Consider the following 16912-nt stretch of genomic DNA (forward strand, 5'->3'; position numbering starts at 1 on the left):
CCCCTGTTTACAGGGGCTTAACATTTGTCATGAAGAAATATTTTTATATTTTCTCCATTGCAAATTTTGACTACTTTGACCTTTGAATTATTTTTTATTCTTTTTCCGCATTTCAAGCAGATAAAGTTGCTTTTATATATTGTATCATGATATATATTGGTAGGAAGAGAACTATATTTTACCCAGCTTTTCCAACCGGTCTTGCAGTATTTGACTCGATTATCGTAATCTGCATAAACCCATTTCAATAGTCTTTTAAGGTGAAAAGGGTATTTCGTATACATTATAAAGTCTCTTGGCAATCCCAATGAGATCGAGTATTCTTCGAAGGTTTTTTCAATCAAGGACTGGAGAGGGTCACAAATTTTAGTACCTCTATATTTATAATTCTTATTCTTCAGGTATTTTCTTGCGTCATCAAACATATATCCCTGGCAAACTTCTATTTCCTCATTTTCATTTACCTCTAATATTTCTAAAGCATTTTTTACTATTTGTGTAGTATAATATAGGTATGATTTATTCTTGAAGTTGGCATTATCATATAAAATTGGAGGAATAATTTCATAATAATATTCTCCTGTTTCGCAGCGAAGAGCCCCTATGCAAGTACCTCCGATAAGACTTCCGCTGCCTGCATCATCGATTTGTATCATTTTTTCACCTGCAATTCAAAATTCAGATAATATATTGTATGAAGTAAATATTTTTTTAAACATAAGGAGGCGCTATATTGAGAATATTAGTATCTAATGATGATGGAATTAATGCAGCCGGCATATATCAACTAGCAAAAGCTTTAACAAAGTTAGGCAAGGTAACAGTGGTCTCACCCGAATCAGAAAGAAGCGCCAGCGGTCATTCCATTACGATGCATAAGCCTTTGAGAAGCAATCGGATTGATTTATATGGCAATGATATAGATGCGTGGAGTATAAACGGAACACCCTCAGACTGTGTCAAGTTTGCTCTGGATGTATTATTAAAAAAAGAAATTGATCTGGTAGTGTCCGGAATCAACAGAGGTTCAAATATGGGAACAGATGTATTATACTCCGGAACTGTATCGGCCGCTATTGAAGGGGCGATGCATGGCAAGCCGTCCATTGCCTTATCTCTGTGCTGTTATGAAAACTGTGATTTTGAACTTGCTGCTGAGTTGGCTGTTGATATATGTAAAAAACTATATGACGCTGGAATTGAAAAAGAAATTGTCATGAATGTGAACATTCCTCATATTCCGCGGAAGCTCATAAATGGGGTGAAGATAACCAGGCTGGGAGTGAGAAAATATAAAAATTGTTTTGAGGAAAGAAAAGATCCAAGGGGGAAGAGCTATTATTGGCTTGCAGGCGAATTGGATGAAACAGAAACCAACGGAGATACCGACATAAATGCTGTAAAAGGCAATTATATATCTATAACACCTATTAAAATTGACTTAACAAGCACGGAGACCTTGGAGAAGATGAAAAATGAAAATTGGGATTTGATCATGAAATAATTATCATAAAGATTCGGTATAACTTCTATACCGAATCTTTTTAATTTTTGCTAAAAAAAATAGATTAATTATTGCAATAAAAAATATAATATTATATACTAAAAATGAAGGCAAAATTGCATTTTTTTAATATTTATAAAAAAAATGAAATATAAATTGCAATTTTATGTTTTAAGGAGGAAAGAAGTATGAATAGCAATGAAACCGTAACTGAGAAACTAACCATCAATGAAAACTGGTGCAAGGGATGCGGTATCTGTGTTAAGTTTTGCCCTAAAAAAGTATTGGGATTAGAGCACGAGAAGGTAAAAATTATAGATATTGATAAATGTATACAGTGCGGGCAATGTGAACTAAGATGCCCTGATTATGCAATATACGTAAGGGGGAAGTAAAATGAAACGTAAGGCTCAATTGATGCAAGGTAACGAAGCATGTGTAGAAGGCGCTATTGCTGCAGGAATGAGGTTTTTCGCCGGATATCCTATAACTCCTTCTACAGAAATAGCAGAAATCTCAGCAGAAAAGCTTCCTTGTGTTGGAGGAAAGTTTATTCAGATGGAAGATGAAATAGCAAGTATGGCAGCAATTATAGGAGCTTCTTTGACTGGTTTAAAAACCATGACTGCAACCAGCGGTCCAGGTTTCTCACTTAAACAGGAGAACCTTGGTTATGCATCTATATCAGAAGTTCCATGTGTAGTAGTGAATGTTCAAAGAGGAGGCCCAAGCACAGGATTACCTACTTCACCGGCCCAGGGCGAGATTATGCAAGCCCGTTGGGGAACTCACGGCGATCATCCTGTTATAGCGTTGACTCCTTCTTCAGTAAAAGAAACTTTCGAACTGACTATAAGAGCATTCAATCTTGCAGAGAAATATAGAATGCCTGTAATATTGCTTATGGATGAAGTCATAGGACATATGAGGGAAAGGGTAGAACTTCCGGACATTTCAGAATTAGAGATAATAAGCAGAAAAAGGCCAAGTGTAAGCAAAGATGCTTATAAGCCCTATAAAGCTGATGAGGATTTAATACCACCTATGGCTAACTTTGGAGAAGGATACAGGTATCATGTAACAGGACTTGTTCATGACGAAACCGGATTCCCAAGCAATAGCTCTGCTGTAGCTGACAAGCTTGTCAGAAGATTAATGGATAAAATAGAAACCCATAAAGACGATATTATTCAATGGGAAGAACAAAATACCGAGGATGCAGATATTGTTATTGTTTCTATAGGCGGTGTATCCAGAGCCGCAGATACTGCAATGAAAATGTTAAGAGCTAAAGGACTTAAAGTAGGGACATTCAGACCTATTACGGTATGGCCTTTCCCCGAAAAGAGACTTCAAGAGCTGGCAGAAAAGGTAAAGACCTTTGTTGTGGCAGAAATGAATCTCGGCCAAATGGTTTTAGAGGTTGAAAGAATAATAAAGGATAAAGCTGAAATCAAGAGAGTGAATAAAGTCAATGGAGAAGCAGTATATCCTGAAGAAATAACAGCAGTAATTGAGGAGGTGCTCTAATATGCCAAGTGCTATAGTTAATGAATATTTTAGAACCAATAAATTGCCGCAGATTTGGTGCCCCGGATGCGGTCACGGCATTATTACCAGAGCGATAACAGTTGCGATAGACAAGCTGGGGTTTGATAGAGATAAGATTTGTGTAGTATCCGGTATAGGCTGCTCTTCCAGGGCTACAGGATATTTGGACTTTGATACGCTTCACACAACTCACGGAAGGGCTTTGGCTTTTGCAACGGGAGTTAAGCTGGCAAATCCGGAGATGAAGGTCATCGTTATTACCGGAGACGGCGATGCTTCCGCTATAGGCGGCAATCATTTTATCCACGCATGCAGAAGAAATATCGGAATCACAACTATTGTTTTTAACAATAATATATACGGTATGACAGGCGGGCAGTATTCACCTACTACTCCTAAATTTGACAAAGGAACTACTGCACCTTATGGAAATATCGATAAGGCTTTTGATATACCAACTCTGGCTACTGCTGCAGGAGCAACTTATGTCGGCAGATCAACAGCTTATCATACAAACCTTCTTATTTCTCTGATAGAAAACGGTTTGAAAAATGATGGATTCTCTTTGATTGAAGCTATTAGCTCATGCCCAACTTATTACGGAAGAAAGAACAAAAAGGGATCGGCAGTTGATATGTTGGAATGGCAGAAAGATCATGCAGTTAATATATCTGCTGCTTCTAAGATGACTCCGGAAGCATTGGAAGGAAAATTCCTTATAGGAGAATTCAAAAATAGTCCGGAACCTGAGTATACAAGTGAATACCAGAAGATTATCGATAGGTTTATAAAGGAGTGATATTGAATGGATAAGCATGAAATAAGATTGAGCGGTTCAGGTGGACAGGGACTTATTCTTGCAGGAATTATTTTGGCGGAAGCTGCTATAATCGACGGCAAAAATGCTGTTCAAACTCAATCCTACGGACCGGAAGCAAGAGGCGGAGCCAGTAAGGCTGAAGTTATCATTTCTACAGAAAAAATAGATTTTCCTAAGGTAAGAAATTGTGATATATTTTTGTCTCTGACTCAGAAATCCTTTGAACAATATGGTAAAGGAATAAAAGAAGACGGTATAATAATCGTAGATAACATAGTGAATTCACAAAGTGCTAATAATAAAATATATTCGGTACCTATAATCGATACTGCTGTAAACGTAATAGGCAAGCCAATGGTTGTTAACATCGTAGCTCTGGGCGTTTTGGTTGCTCTTACTCATATAGTATCTAAAGAAGCATTGGAAGAAGCAGTATTGGATCGTGTTCCAAAGGGTACGGAAGAGCTGAATAGAAAAGCACTGGAAATGGGATATGCAATGGGGGAAAATGCTAAAAAGTAATGGGGTAGGTTAAATGAGTGAAAATCAAGATTTAATGAAGAAAATACAATTGAGCTTTCAAAGGTTAAGTAAAGGGCAGAAGATGATTGCTCAGTATATTATGGACAATTATGATAAAGCTGCTTTTATGACCGCCGCAAAGCTGGGAGAAAAAGTAGGCGTTAGTGAATCTACAGTAGTAAGATTTGCAAATGTTCTTGATTTTGAAGGCTATCCGCAATTGCAGAGTGAACTTCAGGAAATGATAAGGACCCGTTTGACTACCGTACAAAGAATAGAAATGTCTGCAGACTATTCTAGTGAGGAAAATACTTTAAAAAAGGTGCTAAAAGCAGATATAGATAATTTAAGAATAACCATGGATAGCATTGACTACAAGGTCTTTGAAGCTTCAGTAAAATCTATCACTGAAGCAAAGCATATTTATATTGTGGCATTGAGAAGCTCTACTACTTTAGCTGATTTTTTAGGCTTTTATCTCAATTTGATCAGGGATAATGTATACATTACCAGCCGATCTATTTCAGATACTTTTGAAATGCTATTCAGAGTAGATAAGGATGATTTGGTTATTGGTATAGGATTTCCCAGATATTCATCAAAAACCATTGAAGCTCTCCATTACGCAAAGTCACAGGGCGCAAAGGTTCTTGCTATAACTGACAGTATTTTGTCACCTTTGGCAGCAAACTCAGATTTTACCCTTACTGCAAAGAGCAACATGGAGTCTTTTGTAGATTCCTTAGTTGCTCCCCTAAGCTTGCTTAATGCCTTAATAGTAGCAGTTGGTATTAAAGAAAAAAATAAAGTAGCATCTTCTTTTGCTAAGCTTGAAGAGATTTGGGAACAATATAATGTATATTCCAATAAGGAAAAAAACAGTAAATAGCCAATATATCAAATTATTTTAATAATCAGGAGGATTTCAGCTAACCATATAGAATATGTTAAGGTGAATGGCCAAAGTTGCTTCATGATATTTAGAGCAGGCAGACTGCTTTAAATTATATATTATGTTATTAGGAGGTCTATTAAAATATGGCACACCAAGATAATTTAAATCCATTCTTAAACGCTCAGAAACAGGTAAAAGAAGCATGTGACAGATTAGGTTTAGAAGCAGATGTATACGAAATATTAAAGCAGCCTCTAAAAGTTCTGGAAGTTGCTATCCCTGTAAAGATGGATGACGGTAGCGTTAAAGTATTTACTGGCTACAGGGCTCAGCATAATGACGCTGTTGGTCCTACAAAAGGCGGTATCAGGTTCCATCCTAATGTGAGCAGAGATGAAGTAATGGCACTATCTATATGGATGACATTTAAGTGTTGTGTTACCGGTATTCCATATGGCGGTGGCAAAGGTGGCGTAATAGTCGATCCTAGAACCTTATCACAAGGCGAATTAGAGAGATTATCAAGAGGCTACATAGATGCTACTTATAAATTATTGGGAGAACAAGTAGACGTTCCGGCTCCTGATGTAAATACCAATGGCCAGATCATGGCTTGGATGGTTGATCAATATAACAAATTAGTAGGCAGAAGCGCTTTAGGTGTTATTACCGGAAAACCAGTAGAATTTGGCGGATCAAAGGGAAGAACTGCAGCTACAGGCTTTGGTGTTGCAGTAACTGCAAGAGAAGCTGCTAAGAGATTGGGAATAAACTTTAATGGTGCGACTATTGCATTGCAAGGCATAGGAAATGTTGGAAGCCATACCGGATACAATATGGAAAAGCTCGGCGGAAAAGTTGTGGCTGTTTGTGAATGGAATGGAACAGTTTACAAAGAAGACGGATTTGATATGCATGCTTTAGTTGATTATATGAGAAAGAATAAGACTATTGTTGGCTTCCCAGGATCTAAGGAGATCACAAAATCTGAGTTCTTTGCATTGCCTGTAGACATTTTAGTTCCTGCTGCTCTTGAAAATGAGATAACTGCAGAAGTTGCAGAGACAATTCAAGCTAAGTTCGTATGCGAAGCAGCTAATGGACCTACCACTCCTGATGGAGATGAAGTTTTGAACAGAAGAGGTATACTGTTGACGCCTGACATACTCACAAATGCTGGAGGCGTTACCGTATCATATTTTGAATGGGTACAAAACCTCTACGGCTATTATTGGACGGAAAAAGAAGTTGAAGAAAAAGAAGAAAGAGCAATGGTTGATGCATTCAATGCTATTTATAAGATTAAAGAAGAATATAATGTACCTATGAGAACTGCAGCCTATATGCACTCTGTAAAGAAAGTTGCGGCTGCAATGAAAGTTAGAGGATGGTACTAGATTTTATGATCATAAAAAACCTGTTTTTATAACAGGTTTTTTTTATGACTTTAAGTTTAGCTTTTCAATAATATGATATAATATTATAGATTTATTTTTTGGAATGGGGTTGTTTTATGACATTTGATGTTATTGTTATCGGCGGCGGGCCTTCAGGCATGATGGCGGCGGGAATTGCAGGCTCAAGAGGCAGGAATGCCTTATTAATAGAAAAAAACGATAGATTAGGCAAGAAATTATATATTACAGGCAAAGGGCGCTGCAATATAACCAATTCTGCTGAAAAAGATGATTTTATATTGCATATAACCAGAAACCCTAAATTCCTATACAGCTGCTTTAACAATTTGTTCAATGATGACCTTATAGATTTTTTTTCTGAATTAGGCCTAAGGACTAAAGTTGAAAGGGGCGGAAGGGTATTTCCTGTCTCAGATAAGTCCAGTGATGTGATTAAGGCACTTGAAAAGCATATGCAGTTGAATAATGTATCTGTTAAGCTGAATACCGCGGTTAAATCCATTGATATCCGAGACGGCAAAGCCGAAGGAGTGGTTCTTGAAAGCGGGGAAAGGATCAAAAGCTCTGCTGTTATAATAGCAACAGGAGGTCTTTCTTACCCATTGACAGGGTCCACTGGCGACGGCTATAAATTTGCAAAAAGTGCAGGGCATGAAATTACCAACCTGAGACCTTCTTTAGTTCCTCTGGTGGTCAAAGAAGAATATATAAAAGAAATTCAAGGCTTATCATTAAAAAATGTAGCTGTTAGAGCTGTTTGCGATGGTAAAATATTATTTGAAGAAATAGGAGAAATGTTATTCACCCATTATGGCTTATCAGGTCCTTTGATTTTGTCTGCAAGCTTCTACATTTCAGAAAGAGTATTCAAACACCATAGAACTTTTATATGCATTGATCTTAAACCCGGCTTGACTGATGATGAATTAGATAAAAGGATATTAAGAGATTTTGATATAAACATAAATAAACAATTTAAAAACTCATTGGATGATCTCCTGCCGAAAAAAATTATACCTGTAATCATTAAATTATCGAGTATACCTGAAAATAAACCGGTGAATCAGATATCAAAAGAAGAAAGAAAAGGATTGATTGATTTACTTAAAAATATGAAATTTGAAATTCTGGATACCAGACCTATTTCAGAGGCCATAATAACTTCCGGAGGTATAAATATCAAGGAAGTCAATCCCAGGACAATGGAATCGAAGCTGATTGAGGGATTATATTTCGCCGGCGAGGTGCTGGATGTAGACGCATTTACAGGGGGCTATAATTTGCAGATTGCTTTCTCAACAGGCTATACTGCCGGTTTAAATTGTTGACTATAAATTGACATTTTTGAGCATTATAATAGTTAGCAGTATGATTCCTTCAGGAGGCTCTGTTATGAACTCAAGACTGGACAAAAAAAAATATCAATATATAATAATGTGGGAAAGACTGGGCATTAGCTTAACGAAAGTGCTTTTGATCTTATCTTTATTGACCATAGCGATGCAGTCTATTATAGCCATTGATATTGATATATTGCCACAAAACATTACAATGGAATTGGAAGGCAAATCAGTGGTTGAGAATTATCACTATGAATCAAAAGGACAGATAAAAATAACTGCTGACAGCAAGGCCGATATTGCTTTCTTAAAAGTATTCATCAATGGGGAAATGAAGGAGAGAGGGGATAATGCCTATATAGAAATTGATGTTAGAAATAATGATATCATAGAAATTGATGGAATAGACAGCGAGAAATATATCAATATAAACATTGAAGACACCTCAGAAAATATTATTTTCCCTCAAAAGGGAATGAGATACAGGATAGAAGGCAATATTGTTGTTTTAGGGAGGGTCAAGCTTAAATAGGGGGGTTATGCTTTGAACAATAAGGTTATTGCTATAGACGGGCCTGCAGGGGCGGGTAAAAGCACTGTAGCAAGAAGACTGTCTGAAAGAATCAACTTCACTTATATAGATTCGGGCGCATTATTTAGGGCTGTTACTTTAAAGGTCCTCAAATGCGGAATAGAAACGGATGATGTGAAGAATATTCTATACTATGCTAAAAACTCTTCTCTGGATTTTATAAATAATAGTATATATCTAGATGGTGAAGATGTAAGCTCAGAGATAAGAGAAGCTTTTGTGAACTCAAAAGTTTCTTATATCGCTATGATTCCGGAGATAAGAGAAATTATTGTCAATATACAGCGAAAGATAGCTCAAAACAAAGATGTTGTTGTTGATGGAAGAGATATAGGAACAACAGTTTTTCCTCAAGCATATATTAAATTTTTTTTAACCGCTTCTGTAGAAGAAAGAGCCAAAAGAAGATATAATGAACTTTGCGATAAAAATAAATGCACTCTCGAAGAAGTAAGGGATCAAATAATAGAAAGAGATTATATTGATGCTCATAGGGAGGCTTCCCCCTTAAGGCAGGCTGAAGACGCTATATTGATCGACACAACAGGAAAAAACATAGATGAGGTCATAGCAGAGATGTTATATCATATTTCTATGAAGGGGGATGTATGAGGTGTTTTATCAAATAATTAAACTTTTGCTTAAGCCTTTATTTAATATATTTTATGTTGTCAGGGTCGAAGGCTTGGATAATTTACCTGAAGAAAACGGATACATTGTATGCGGAAATCATGCTAGAGTCATAGATCCTATTCTTATAGGAGTAAATATGCCTAAAAAAATACATTTTATGGCCAAAAATGAGCTGTTTAAGAATAAGTTGGTAGCTTTTGTTCTAAAAGGGCTTGGGGCTTTTCCTGTTAAAAGGGGGGAGGCGGATTTGAAAAGCATAAAAACCTCTCTTAAGCTGCTCCAGAATCAACAAAATATTGGCATATTCCCGGAGGGGACCAGAAATACCACAGGAGAGCTAAAAGCCGAACCAGGCATTGCTATGCTTGCTATTAAATCGAAGAGGCCGATTGTTCCCGTGGCCATAAAGACTGATTATAATTTATTCCATAGAACTGATATTGTGATTGGAAAAGCTATAAATTTGAGCGAACATTTCGATACAAAGTTAAAGAATGAAGATTATAAGGATATAAGCTTAGAAATAATGAAAAAAATTAAGAAACTATAGGTGAGCATATGAAAATAATTTTGGATAGGAATGCAGGTTTCTGTTTCGGTGTAAAAAACGCCATAGCTGAAACTTTGAAAACCATAGAAGAAAATAAGCAAAAAAAGGTATATACATATGGCCCTTTGATCCACAATAAGCAAGTCACAGAAGAATTAAGAAAAAAGGGAGTTATTGAAATTGAAAACCCTGCTGAGGATATGGGGGCGGACTCATTAGTTGTAATAAGATCTCATGGAGCACCGAAGAAAATTTTTGAAGATATAATTTCTAAAGGCTTAAAATATGTAAATTGCACCTGCCCATTCGTATCAAGAATCCACAGAATTGTGGAAGAAAAATATAATGAAGGCTATAAGATTATGATAGCTGGTGACAAGGATCATCCTGAAGTTATTGGAATAAATGGATGGTGCAATAATGAAGCTATTATATTGGACGATGAAAAAATGGTGGACAAACTCACTTATTATGATAAAATATGTTTAGTTGCACAAACAACTATTTCAAAAAATCTTTGGCATAGAATTAAGGAAAGGGTTAAAGATAAATTTAAAAATACTGAAATTTTTGATACTATCTGCAGTGCAACAGAAAACAGACAAAAATCTGTGGCAGATTTAGCAGAAAAGGTTGATGCCATGATAATAATTGGCGGGTTTAATAGTTCCAATACTCTTAAACTGTATGAAATCTCCAAAAATATTTGCCCGAAAACTTATCACATTGAAACTGCTGAGGATTTATTGAAAGAAAATCTCATGAAGGCGGAAACTATCGGAATAGCGGCAGGTGCTTCTACGCCTGATTGGATAATTAAGGAGGTTATAGAAAAAATGCAAGATTTTAGTAATGAAAATATTATGGAGGAATATGAGAAAAGTTTTAAATCCCTTCATCCAGGAGAAACAGTAAAAGGTATTGTCTTATCCTTAAATGATGAAGAGGTGATTGTTAATATAGGCTACAAAGCTGATGGAATTGTTAAGAAAGAAGACTTATCTTGGGATATGGATTTAAAAATTTCTGATCTGGTAAAAGTAGGAGATGAGATAGAAGTTAAGGTAGTCAGCATAAATGATGGAGAAGGCAATGTCGTACTATCAAAAAAATTAGTAGATGCAGATAAAAATTGGTATAAGCTAGAATATGCATATAATGAAAAAAGCTCCGTGCCCGGTATTGTCAAAGAAATAGTAAAAGGCGGAGGAATTGTTGAGATATTCGGCATAAGAACATTTATGCCCGCTTCCTTATTTGATTTGAGATATGTTAATGATTTGGAGTCATATAAAAATAGCAAAGTTGATGTCAAAATCATAGAGTTTGATAAAGATAATAAGAAAGTGCTTGTTTCAAGAAAAGGTCATTTATTAGAACAAAAAGAAGCAAAAGAAAAAGAGTTCTGGGCTCATGCAGAGGTTGGCCAGAAAATTATAGGTGAAGTAAAAAGAGTGACAAATTTTGGTGCCTTTGTAGATATCGGCGGCGTTGACGGATTGATCCATATTTCTGAGTTATCCTGGTCGAGAATAGATCATCCTTCTGAAGTTGTTAAACCAGGCGATAAAGTAGAAGTTGTAATACTATCTTTAGACAGCAATAAAAACAAAATTTCTTTAGGTCTTAAGCAAACAAAACCGGAACCATGGACAACAGTAGAAGGCAAATATAATGCAGGTGATATCATTAATGTCAGGATATTAAGATTTGCAGCCTTTGGAGCTTTTGCCGAGGTTGAACCGGGGATTGACGGACTTATACACATATCCCAGATATCTGATAAGAGGATAGACAAACCTTCGGATGTATTAACTATAAATCAAGTTGTAAAAGCAAAAATTGTAGATATTAATATTCCGGAAAGAAAGCTCAGCCTGAGTTTAAAGGAAATAGAAGAGTAAAGCCATGCCAATCTGTATTTCATATAGATTGGCGTTATTTTTTTGGAAAAATAAAATTTTTATGTATTTTTTTTAAGATTATGAAGATAATAGTTAATGACCTCACAAAATACATTGAGACCCCCTTTACATTCTGTTTTCGTGATATGTTACATATCACGACTTTTTTTTATGTTATTTTTATGTTAGAATTGGTTCAATGACTATAATATTTGATAAGGAGTATGTACATGCTTACAGGATATGAAAAATTCAAAGAGAAGATATTTAAGCTTACCGGTATAGATTTATCGTGTTATAAGGAAAGACAGATGAAAAGAAGAATTGATTCTCTGATTTCCAGAAACAGCTTTAATGATTATGATACATACTATAGTGCACTTTTGCAGGACTCCCATTTGTTCAATGAGTTTATCAACTATTTGACCATCAATGTATCAGAATTTTATAGAAATCCTGCCCAATGGGATGTTTTAGAGAAAGAAATAATTCCACGGCTGCTGGAAAATAAAAAGACCTTAAAGATATGGAGCGCAGCATGCTCTACAGGAGAAGAGCCTTATTCTTTAGTCATGTTGATGACAAAATTTATGAAGCTGGAAAACATCAGTATTTACGCTACAGATATTGATGAGGATGCTATAAATAAAGCAAAAATGGGGGTTTATAATGAAAAAAGCCTGGCAAATCTGCCGGATGGATTTGTCAGCAAGTTTTTCATAAAGAATTTAAACACTTATAAGATAAAAGACGAAGTTAAAAAATGCGTAGAATATAGAAGGCATAATCTATTGATGGACAAGTATCCCGAAAACTGCGATCTGATCACATGCAGGAACGTGCTGATATATTTTACTGAAGAAGCTAAAAATAATATATATATGCGGTTCAGCAAAGCACTGAGTCCAAACGGAATACTATTTGTAGGGAGTACAGAGCAGATCATTATGGCTCAAAGATATAATATGGAACCATTGAAAAATTTTTTTTATAAACTGATATAGAAGCTGCAATCATATATCAAAATAAATAAAAAAACAGAGATATCTCTGTTTTTTACTTTTATGGTGCCTTGGGGCGGAATCGAACCACCGACACGAGGATTTTCAGTCCTCTGCTCTACCGACTGAGCTACCAAGGCATTTATGGTGGGCCTTCAGGGACTCGAACCCCGGACCAACCGGTTATGAGCCGGTTGCTCTAACCAACTGAGCTAAAGGCCCTTTGAAACGACAGTTTTGATTTTACTATAAATTTTGCTCTATGTCAATATTATTATCTTAAAATTTTTTGATATAAGGTTTTAATGATTATATCTTTCTGCAATACGAAATATAATGTAATAAGCACTGAACTGACCTGCTCTAAGGCGAGTGCCAAAGGGCGGCTAAGTCCAGCATGGACTCGACTAACATTCAGTGGGGATTAAATCCCTCATTGAATGAAGTCTCGTTCAATAATAAGTATAGGAGCTGATATATTTGAATCTTGCTTTAAAACACATATATGAATCATCAAACATGGTCTTTTTAGAACAAATGGAAGTCAATAAGATATTAAAAAATTATGATTTGAACATCATTGACGTTCAAAAAATAAGAAGTATTTACAGGGTCGCTGCGGAGGAAGGCTTCTATTGTCTAAAAAAAATAGGAAACGGAGAAAAAAGGGCTATAAAGAGCATAAGCATAATGAACTATCTTAAAATCCAAGGCTTTGATAAGGTTACCAATCCATTATATTGTTCTTCAGGTGAGGTACTCGTTAAGAGAAAATCCTCTTCTTATTATTTAGCAGATTGGATCGATGCAGTGGAAGTAGATTTTGATAATATTGGAGACATTATGGAGAGCATACGCCTATTGGCCGAGTTTCATAATAAGGCTAAGGGCTTTCAAACAAAGATAATTAAGCTTGAAAGCAACATAGGAAAGCTGCCCAAATTGTACAATGAAAAAATAGATTTTCTTAATAGCATAAAGGAAAGCCTTGATATGAAGTCAGATAAGAACAGCTTTGACATTCTGTACCATGAAAATATAGATTATTACATTCACCAGGCTCAACTCGCAGCAAACATTTTAAAGAATTCGGATTATGACAAGCTATGCGAAAAAAATAAAAAGGAGCTATATATATGTCATGATAGCTTCTATTATCAAAATATCCTTAAGGATGAACAAAGCAACTATTATTTGATAGATCTGGAGAGTTGCCTGTATGATTTGCCACTGGCTGATCTGGGCAAATTTCTAAGGAGAATTATGGCAAACAAAAAATATTTATGGGATTTTGATTTATGCAGAAGCATGCTATTTGAATACGAAAATGTAAGGAATGTAGATGAAAAGGAATATAAGATAATATTATCTATGCTTGTTTTTCCTTATAAATTTTATAAATTAGGCAGAAAAAAATATTTGAAAAAGAAAAAGTGGAAAAATGAACGATTTTTAAGGAAACTAAATAGAATATTAGAATATAAAGAACAGAAAGAAAGATTTATAGAATCCTATATTAAATATTATAATATCAAGCTTTAATGGTCGGGGCAACAGGATTTGAACCTGCGGCCTCTTGGTCCCGAACCAAGCGCGCTACCAAGCTGCGCCATGCCCCGATTATGTGTGTTATGTGAGTACTTATTATTCAAGCCTCTAATTATGAAGCCTTTTTTATAATATACTCAAAAAGAGTTAAAGTCAATACCATAATCGCAAATTGTGAAATAATTATAAAAAGAAGGATATTAGATTATTTAGAAGAATATAAAAATTAATATTAAATATGCTGCTCGCATTAATACATATTTGGAGGTTTATTATGAAGCTTAGTTTTTATGGCGCTGCCGAGATGGTAACAGGATCATGCTATCTATTAGAGACTGACAAGCATAAAATACTTATTGATTGCGGCATGTTTCAAGGTGATGCTGATTCAGAGGATCTAAATAGAAATATGTTTGACTTTGAACCGGCAAAAATTGATTTTCTTTTATTGACTCATGCTCACATAGATCACAGCGGAAGGATACCGCTGCTAGCAAAAAGAGGCTTTAGCGGAGAGATATTAGCTACAAAGGCTACCAGGGAATTATGTGCTATAATGCTGCCTGACAGTGGATATATCCAAGAGATGGAAACTGAATGGACCAATAGAAAAAGGCTGCGAGCCGGCAGACCTTTGGTTGAACCGCTTTACACCGCTGCTGATGCTGAGGATTCCTTAAAATACTTTAGAGCGATTAATTATGATGAAACAATTGAAATAACTGAGGAAATTAAAATCAGATATAAAGATGCCGGGCATATACTTGGTTCGGCTATAATCGAATTATGGGTAAAGGAAAAAGGCGAAACAGTAAAGCTTGTATTTTCAGGAGACTTAGGCAATAAAGATATGCCCATAATGAAAAATCCGTCATTGATTGATGAAGCCGATTATTTGATCATGGAGACAACATACGGCAACAAAACTCATGATAATGCAAAGAATAATATATTGTTCCTTCTTGATATAATCATAAATACAATCGAAAATGGCGGCAACATCGTTATACCTTCCTTTGCCGTAGGAAGAACACAAGAAATTTTATATATGCTGAATATGATGAAGGAAAGCGAATTTTCTAAAATAAAAAGCATACCTGTATATGTGGATAGCCCATTGGCGATCAATGCCACTAATGTATTTCTAAATAATCAGGATTTATTTGACGATGAGACTAAGTCTTTGATAAAAATGGGAGACAATCCTTTTGAATTTCCAAACCTTGTTTTTACAAAAACAGCGGAAGAATCAAAAGCTATAAATTTTCATGAAGGGAGCAGCATAATAGTTTCTGCCAGCGGTATGTGTGATGCAGGCAGGATAAAGCATCATCTCAAGCATAACCTTTGGAGGGGAAATTCAAGTGTGGTCTTTGTAGGATATCAAGCCAAGGGGACTCTCGGCAGAAAAATCTTAGAAGGTCAAAAAAAGGTAAAGATATTTGGAGAAGATATTTATGTAAATTGTAAAATTTATAATTTAAATGGCCTATCGGGGCATGCCGATAAAAATGGGCTTATAGATTGGTTCTCATCTTTCACAAAAAAGCCTGCAAAAATATTTTTGACTCATGGAGAGGAAGATTCTTTGAAGGAATTTTCTCAAATATTGCAGGATAAATTTGATTCTAAAGCAGAGATCGTTCATATGGGCGAAACTATTGAAATCGAATCTTCAATTGACTCTATAGTCAATATACCTGAAAAATATTATGCAAAAGATAATAGGTCAGAAATGCTATTGGATGATATTAAAACCATGATGTATGCATTAAAAGAAGCGGCTATTGGCGACGAGAAGCTTGCTGATCGAAGCAAGACTATAATATTAACTAAAAAAATAGAAAATATATTATCCGGGCTCGAAGATATAGACAAGGTCATGAAAAGCTGATTGCGATGCATTTTGCCATCGACTAATATTATTAAAGCATTTGAGAAAAATAATAATAAAGAAATATTATTGAAGGTGATCAAATGCTTAACAATTTTAAAAATGAAGAACTGGTAAAAGTTCAGGGCAGGATGTTTCCGGTTGTAGGAGGCAGGTTAAGGCTTGCCCATGAGGATAATGCAAATCTCAGCATAGAAACAAAAGTCATTTCATATGATACTGAGGTAGCAATAATTCATGCCATGGTCAAAACAGAAAAAGGAGTATTCAACGGCTTGGGTAATGCTTCTGTCAAGAGAGACAGAGTCTTATCAAATGCAATTTTGGAATTAGCTGAAACGAGAGCCATAGCCAGGGCCTTACGATTTGCAGGATACGGCGTTGAATATACAGGCTTTGAAGAGGTGGAAAGCCAAAACGAAAGCGATGAAAAGGAGACGGCTTCAAAAACACAGCTTACGGATATCTTTGCATTTGCCAAAAGTGCGAACATATCTAACGAAGATTTAAAAGAACTGATCATAAGGACAACAGGCAAAGAATACACTAAGGATTTGACGAAGAAAGAAGCAAAGACTATAATCAGCATTCTTGCAAAAAGGAAAGATGAAAATAATGGTGATGTGGTAATGTGATCCATTAGTATATAAATGTATGTGTTTTCTGTTGTATGTATAAAAATTCTATAGTATAATTAACTAAATAATAAGTCAACGGCAGACATATGTCCTTGCAGCATA

Annotated in this window: 17 protein-coding genes and 3 tRNA genes; 16 read left to right on the forward strand and 4 right to left on the reverse strand. The window is 35.5% G+C overall.

The features are described 5' to 3' along the window. Window positions 1-17: 17 nt before the first annotated feature. Entirely contained in the window at window positions 18-656 is a 639-nt protein-coding gene (locus LJD61_RS09930) for a hypothetical protein (RefSeq protein ID WP_255227376.1), read from the reverse strand. Window positions 657-733: 77 nt separating this feature from the next. Between LJD61_RS09930 and surE the strand changes: the two genes are divergently transcribed. The 13 genes from surE (at window position 734) to LJD61_RS09995 (ending at window position 12733) form a co-directional block, all read left to right on the forward strand. Further along, a complete protein-coding gene (gene surE / locus LJD61_RS09935; RefSeq protein WP_255227377.1) occupies window positions 734-1504 on the forward strand; it encodes a 5'/3'-nucleotidase SurE in 771 nt (256 codons plus the stop codon). A 188-nt stretch (window positions 1505-1692) separates the two neighbouring features. After that, window positions 1693-1899, forward strand: a complete 207-nt coding sequence (locus LJD61_RS09940) for a 4Fe-4S binding protein (RefSeq protein WP_255227378.1) — start codon at window positions 1693-1695, stop codon at window positions 1897-1899. Window position 1900: 1 nt separating this feature from the next. After that, window positions 1901-3034, forward strand: coding sequence for a 2-oxoacid:acceptor oxidoreductase subunit alpha (locus tag LJD61_RS09945; RefSeq protein WP_255227379.1), 1134 nt, complete (start codon window positions 1901-1903; stop codon window positions 3032-3034). Window position 3035: 1 nt separating this feature from the next. Beyond that, entirely contained in the window at window positions 3036-3854 is an 819-nt protein-coding gene (locus LJD61_RS09950; protein WP_255227380.1) for a 2-oxoacid:ferredoxin oxidoreductase subunit beta, read from the forward strand. A gap of 6 nt (window positions 3855-3860) precedes the next feature. Beyond that, window positions 3861-4397 (forward strand): 2-oxoacid:acceptor oxidoreductase family protein, encoded by a 537-nt coding sequence (locus LJD61_RS09955; RefSeq protein ID WP_255227381.1) that lies wholly within the window; start codon window positions 3861-3863, stop codon window positions 4395-4397. 13 nt (window positions 4398-4410) lie between these two features. After that, window positions 4411-5286 (forward strand): MurR/RpiR family transcriptional regulator, encoded by an 876-nt coding sequence (locus LJD61_RS09960; RefSeq protein ID WP_255227382.1) that lies wholly within the window; start codon window positions 4411-4413, stop codon window positions 5284-5286. 149 nt (window positions 5287-5435) lie between these two features. Continuing rightward, entirely contained in the window at window positions 5436-6689 is a 1254-nt protein-coding gene (locus tag LJD61_RS09965; protein ID WP_255227383.1) for a Glu/Leu/Phe/Val family dehydrogenase, read from the forward strand. A gap of 116 nt (window positions 6690-6805) precedes the next feature. After that, window positions 6806-8038, forward strand: coding sequence for a BaiN/RdsA family NAD(P)/FAD-dependent oxidoreductase (locus LJD61_RS09970; RefSeq protein ID WP_255227384.1), 1233 nt, complete (start codon window positions 6806-6808; stop codon window positions 8036-8038). Window positions 8039-8102: 64 nt separating this feature from the next. Beyond that, window positions 8103-8582: a hypothetical protein gene (locus tag LJD61_RS09975; RefSeq protein WP_255227385.1), complete on the forward strand. Its 480-nt coding sequence runs from the start codon at window positions 8103-8105 to the stop codon at window positions 8580-8582. A 12-nt stretch (window positions 8583-8594) separates the two neighbouring features. Continuing rightward, window positions 8595-9254 carry a (d)CMP kinase gene (cmk, locus tag LJD61_RS09980; RefSeq protein WP_255227386.1) on the forward strand — a complete coding sequence of 220 codons (660 nt, stop codon included), beginning with the start codon at window positions 8595-8597 and terminating at the stop codon, window positions 9252-9254. Window position 9255: 1 nt separating this feature from the next. Next, window positions 9256-9825 (forward strand): lysophospholipid acyltransferase family protein, encoded by a 570-nt coding sequence (locus LJD61_RS09985; RefSeq protein ID WP_255227387.1) that lies wholly within the window; start codon window positions 9256-9258, stop codon window positions 9823-9825. 8 nt (window positions 9826-9833) lie between these two features. Further along, window positions 9834-11729 carry a bifunctional 4-hydroxy-3-methylbut-2-enyl diphosphate reductase/30S ribosomal protein S1 gene (locus LJD61_RS09990; protein ID WP_255227388.1) on the forward strand — a complete coding sequence of 632 codons (1896 nt, stop codon included), beginning with the start codon at window positions 9834-9836 and terminating at the stop codon, window positions 11727-11729. A 230-nt stretch (window positions 11730-11959) separates the two neighbouring features. Beyond that, window positions 11960-12733, forward strand: a complete 774-nt coding sequence (locus tag LJD61_RS09995; RefSeq protein ID WP_255227389.1) for a CheR family methyltransferase — start codon at window positions 11960-11962, stop codon at window positions 12731-12733. Between the two features lie 61 nt (window positions 12734-12794). Here LJD61_RS09995 and LJD61_RS10000 read toward each other — a convergent pair. Both LJD61_RS10000 and LJD61_RS10005 read right to left on the reverse strand, forming a co-directional pair. Continuing rightward, window positions 12795-12870 (reverse strand) — tRNA-Phe (locus LJD61_RS10000). Between the two features lie 5 nt (window positions 12871-12875). Further along, a tRNA-Ile gene (locus LJD61_RS10005) sits at window positions 12876-12952 on the reverse strand. A 258-nt stretch (window positions 12953-13210) separates the two neighbouring features. On the opposite strand from LJD61_RS10005, the gene LJD61_RS10010 reads away from it, so the two are divergent. Next, window positions 13211-14272, forward strand: coding sequence for a CotS family spore coat protein (locus LJD61_RS10010; protein WP_255227390.1), 1062 nt, complete (start codon window positions 13211-13213; stop codon window positions 14270-14272). Here LJD61_RS10010 and LJD61_RS10015 read toward each other — a convergent pair. Further along, window positions 14273-14349, reverse strand: a tRNA-Pro gene (locus LJD61_RS10015). Between the two features lie 203 nt (window positions 14350-14552). Between LJD61_RS10015 and LJD61_RS10020 the strand changes: the two genes are divergently transcribed. Further along, window positions 14553-16172, forward strand: coding sequence for an MBL fold metallo-hydrolase RNA specificity domain-containing protein (locus LJD61_RS10020; protein WP_255227391.1), 1620 nt, complete (start codon window positions 14553-14555; stop codon window positions 16170-16172). Between the two features lie 83 nt (window positions 16173-16255). Then, window positions 16256-16807, forward strand: a complete 552-nt coding sequence (locus LJD61_RS10025; protein ID WP_255227392.1) for a hypothetical protein — start codon at window positions 16256-16258, stop codon at window positions 16805-16807. Window positions 16808-16912 lie beyond the last annotated feature (105 nt).

Origin of the sequence: Lutispora saccharofermentans, assembly GCF_024363565.1 — a bacterium.
In the GTDB taxonomy this organism is placed as follows: Bacteria; Bacillota; Clostridia; order Lutisporales; family Lutisporaceae; genus Lutispora; species Lutispora saccharofermentans.

Coding starts and splice junctions, on each gene's coding strand:
- LJD61_RS09930 (WP_255227376.1), bottom strand. CDS start 656: ATGATACAAATCGATGATGCAGGCAGCGGAAGTCTTATCGGAGGTACT.
- LJD61_RS09940 (WP_255227378.1), top strand. CDS start 1,693: ATGAATAGCAATGAAACCGTAACTGAGAAACTAACCATCAATGAAAAC.
- LJD61_RS09945 (WP_255227379.1), top strand. CDS start 1,901: ATGAAACGTAAGGCTCAATTGATGCAAGGTAACGAAGCATGTGTAGAA.
- LJD61_RS09950 (WP_255227380.1), top strand. CDS start 3,036: ATGCCAAGTGCTATAGTTAATGAATATTTTAGAACCAATAAATTGCCG.
- LJD61_RS09955 (WP_255227381.1), top strand. CDS start 3,861: ATGGATAAGCATGAAATAAGATTGAGCGGTTCAGGTGGACAGGGACTT.
- LJD61_RS09960 (WP_255227382.1), top strand. CDS start 4,411: ATGAGTGAAAATCAAGATTTAATGAAGAAAATACAATTGAGCTTTCAA.
- LJD61_RS09965 (WP_255227383.1), top strand. CDS start 5,436: ATGGCACACCAAGATAATTTAAATCCATTCTTAAACGCTCAGAAACAG.
- LJD61_RS09970 (WP_255227384.1), top strand. CDS start 6,806: ATGACATTTGATGTTATTGTTATCGGCGGCGGGCCTTCAGGCATGATG.
- LJD61_RS09975 (WP_255227385.1), top strand. CDS start 8,103: ATGAACTCAAGACTGGACAAAAAAAAATATCAATATATAATAATGTGG.
- LJD61_RS09990 (WP_255227388.1), top strand. CDS start 9,834: ATGAAAATAATTTTGGATAGGAATGCAGGTTTCTGTTTCGGTGTAAAA.
- LJD61_RS09995 (WP_255227389.1), top strand. CDS start 11,960: ATGCTTACAGGATATGAAAAATTCAAAGAGAAGATATTTAAGCTTACC.
- LJD61_RS10020 (WP_255227391.1), top strand. CDS start 14,553: ATGAAGCTTAGTTTTTATGGCGCTGCCGAGATGGTAACAGGATCATGC.
- LJD61_RS10025 (WP_255227392.1), top strand. CDS start 16,256: ATGCTTAACAATTTTAAAAATGAAGAACTGGTAAAAGTTCAGGGCAGG.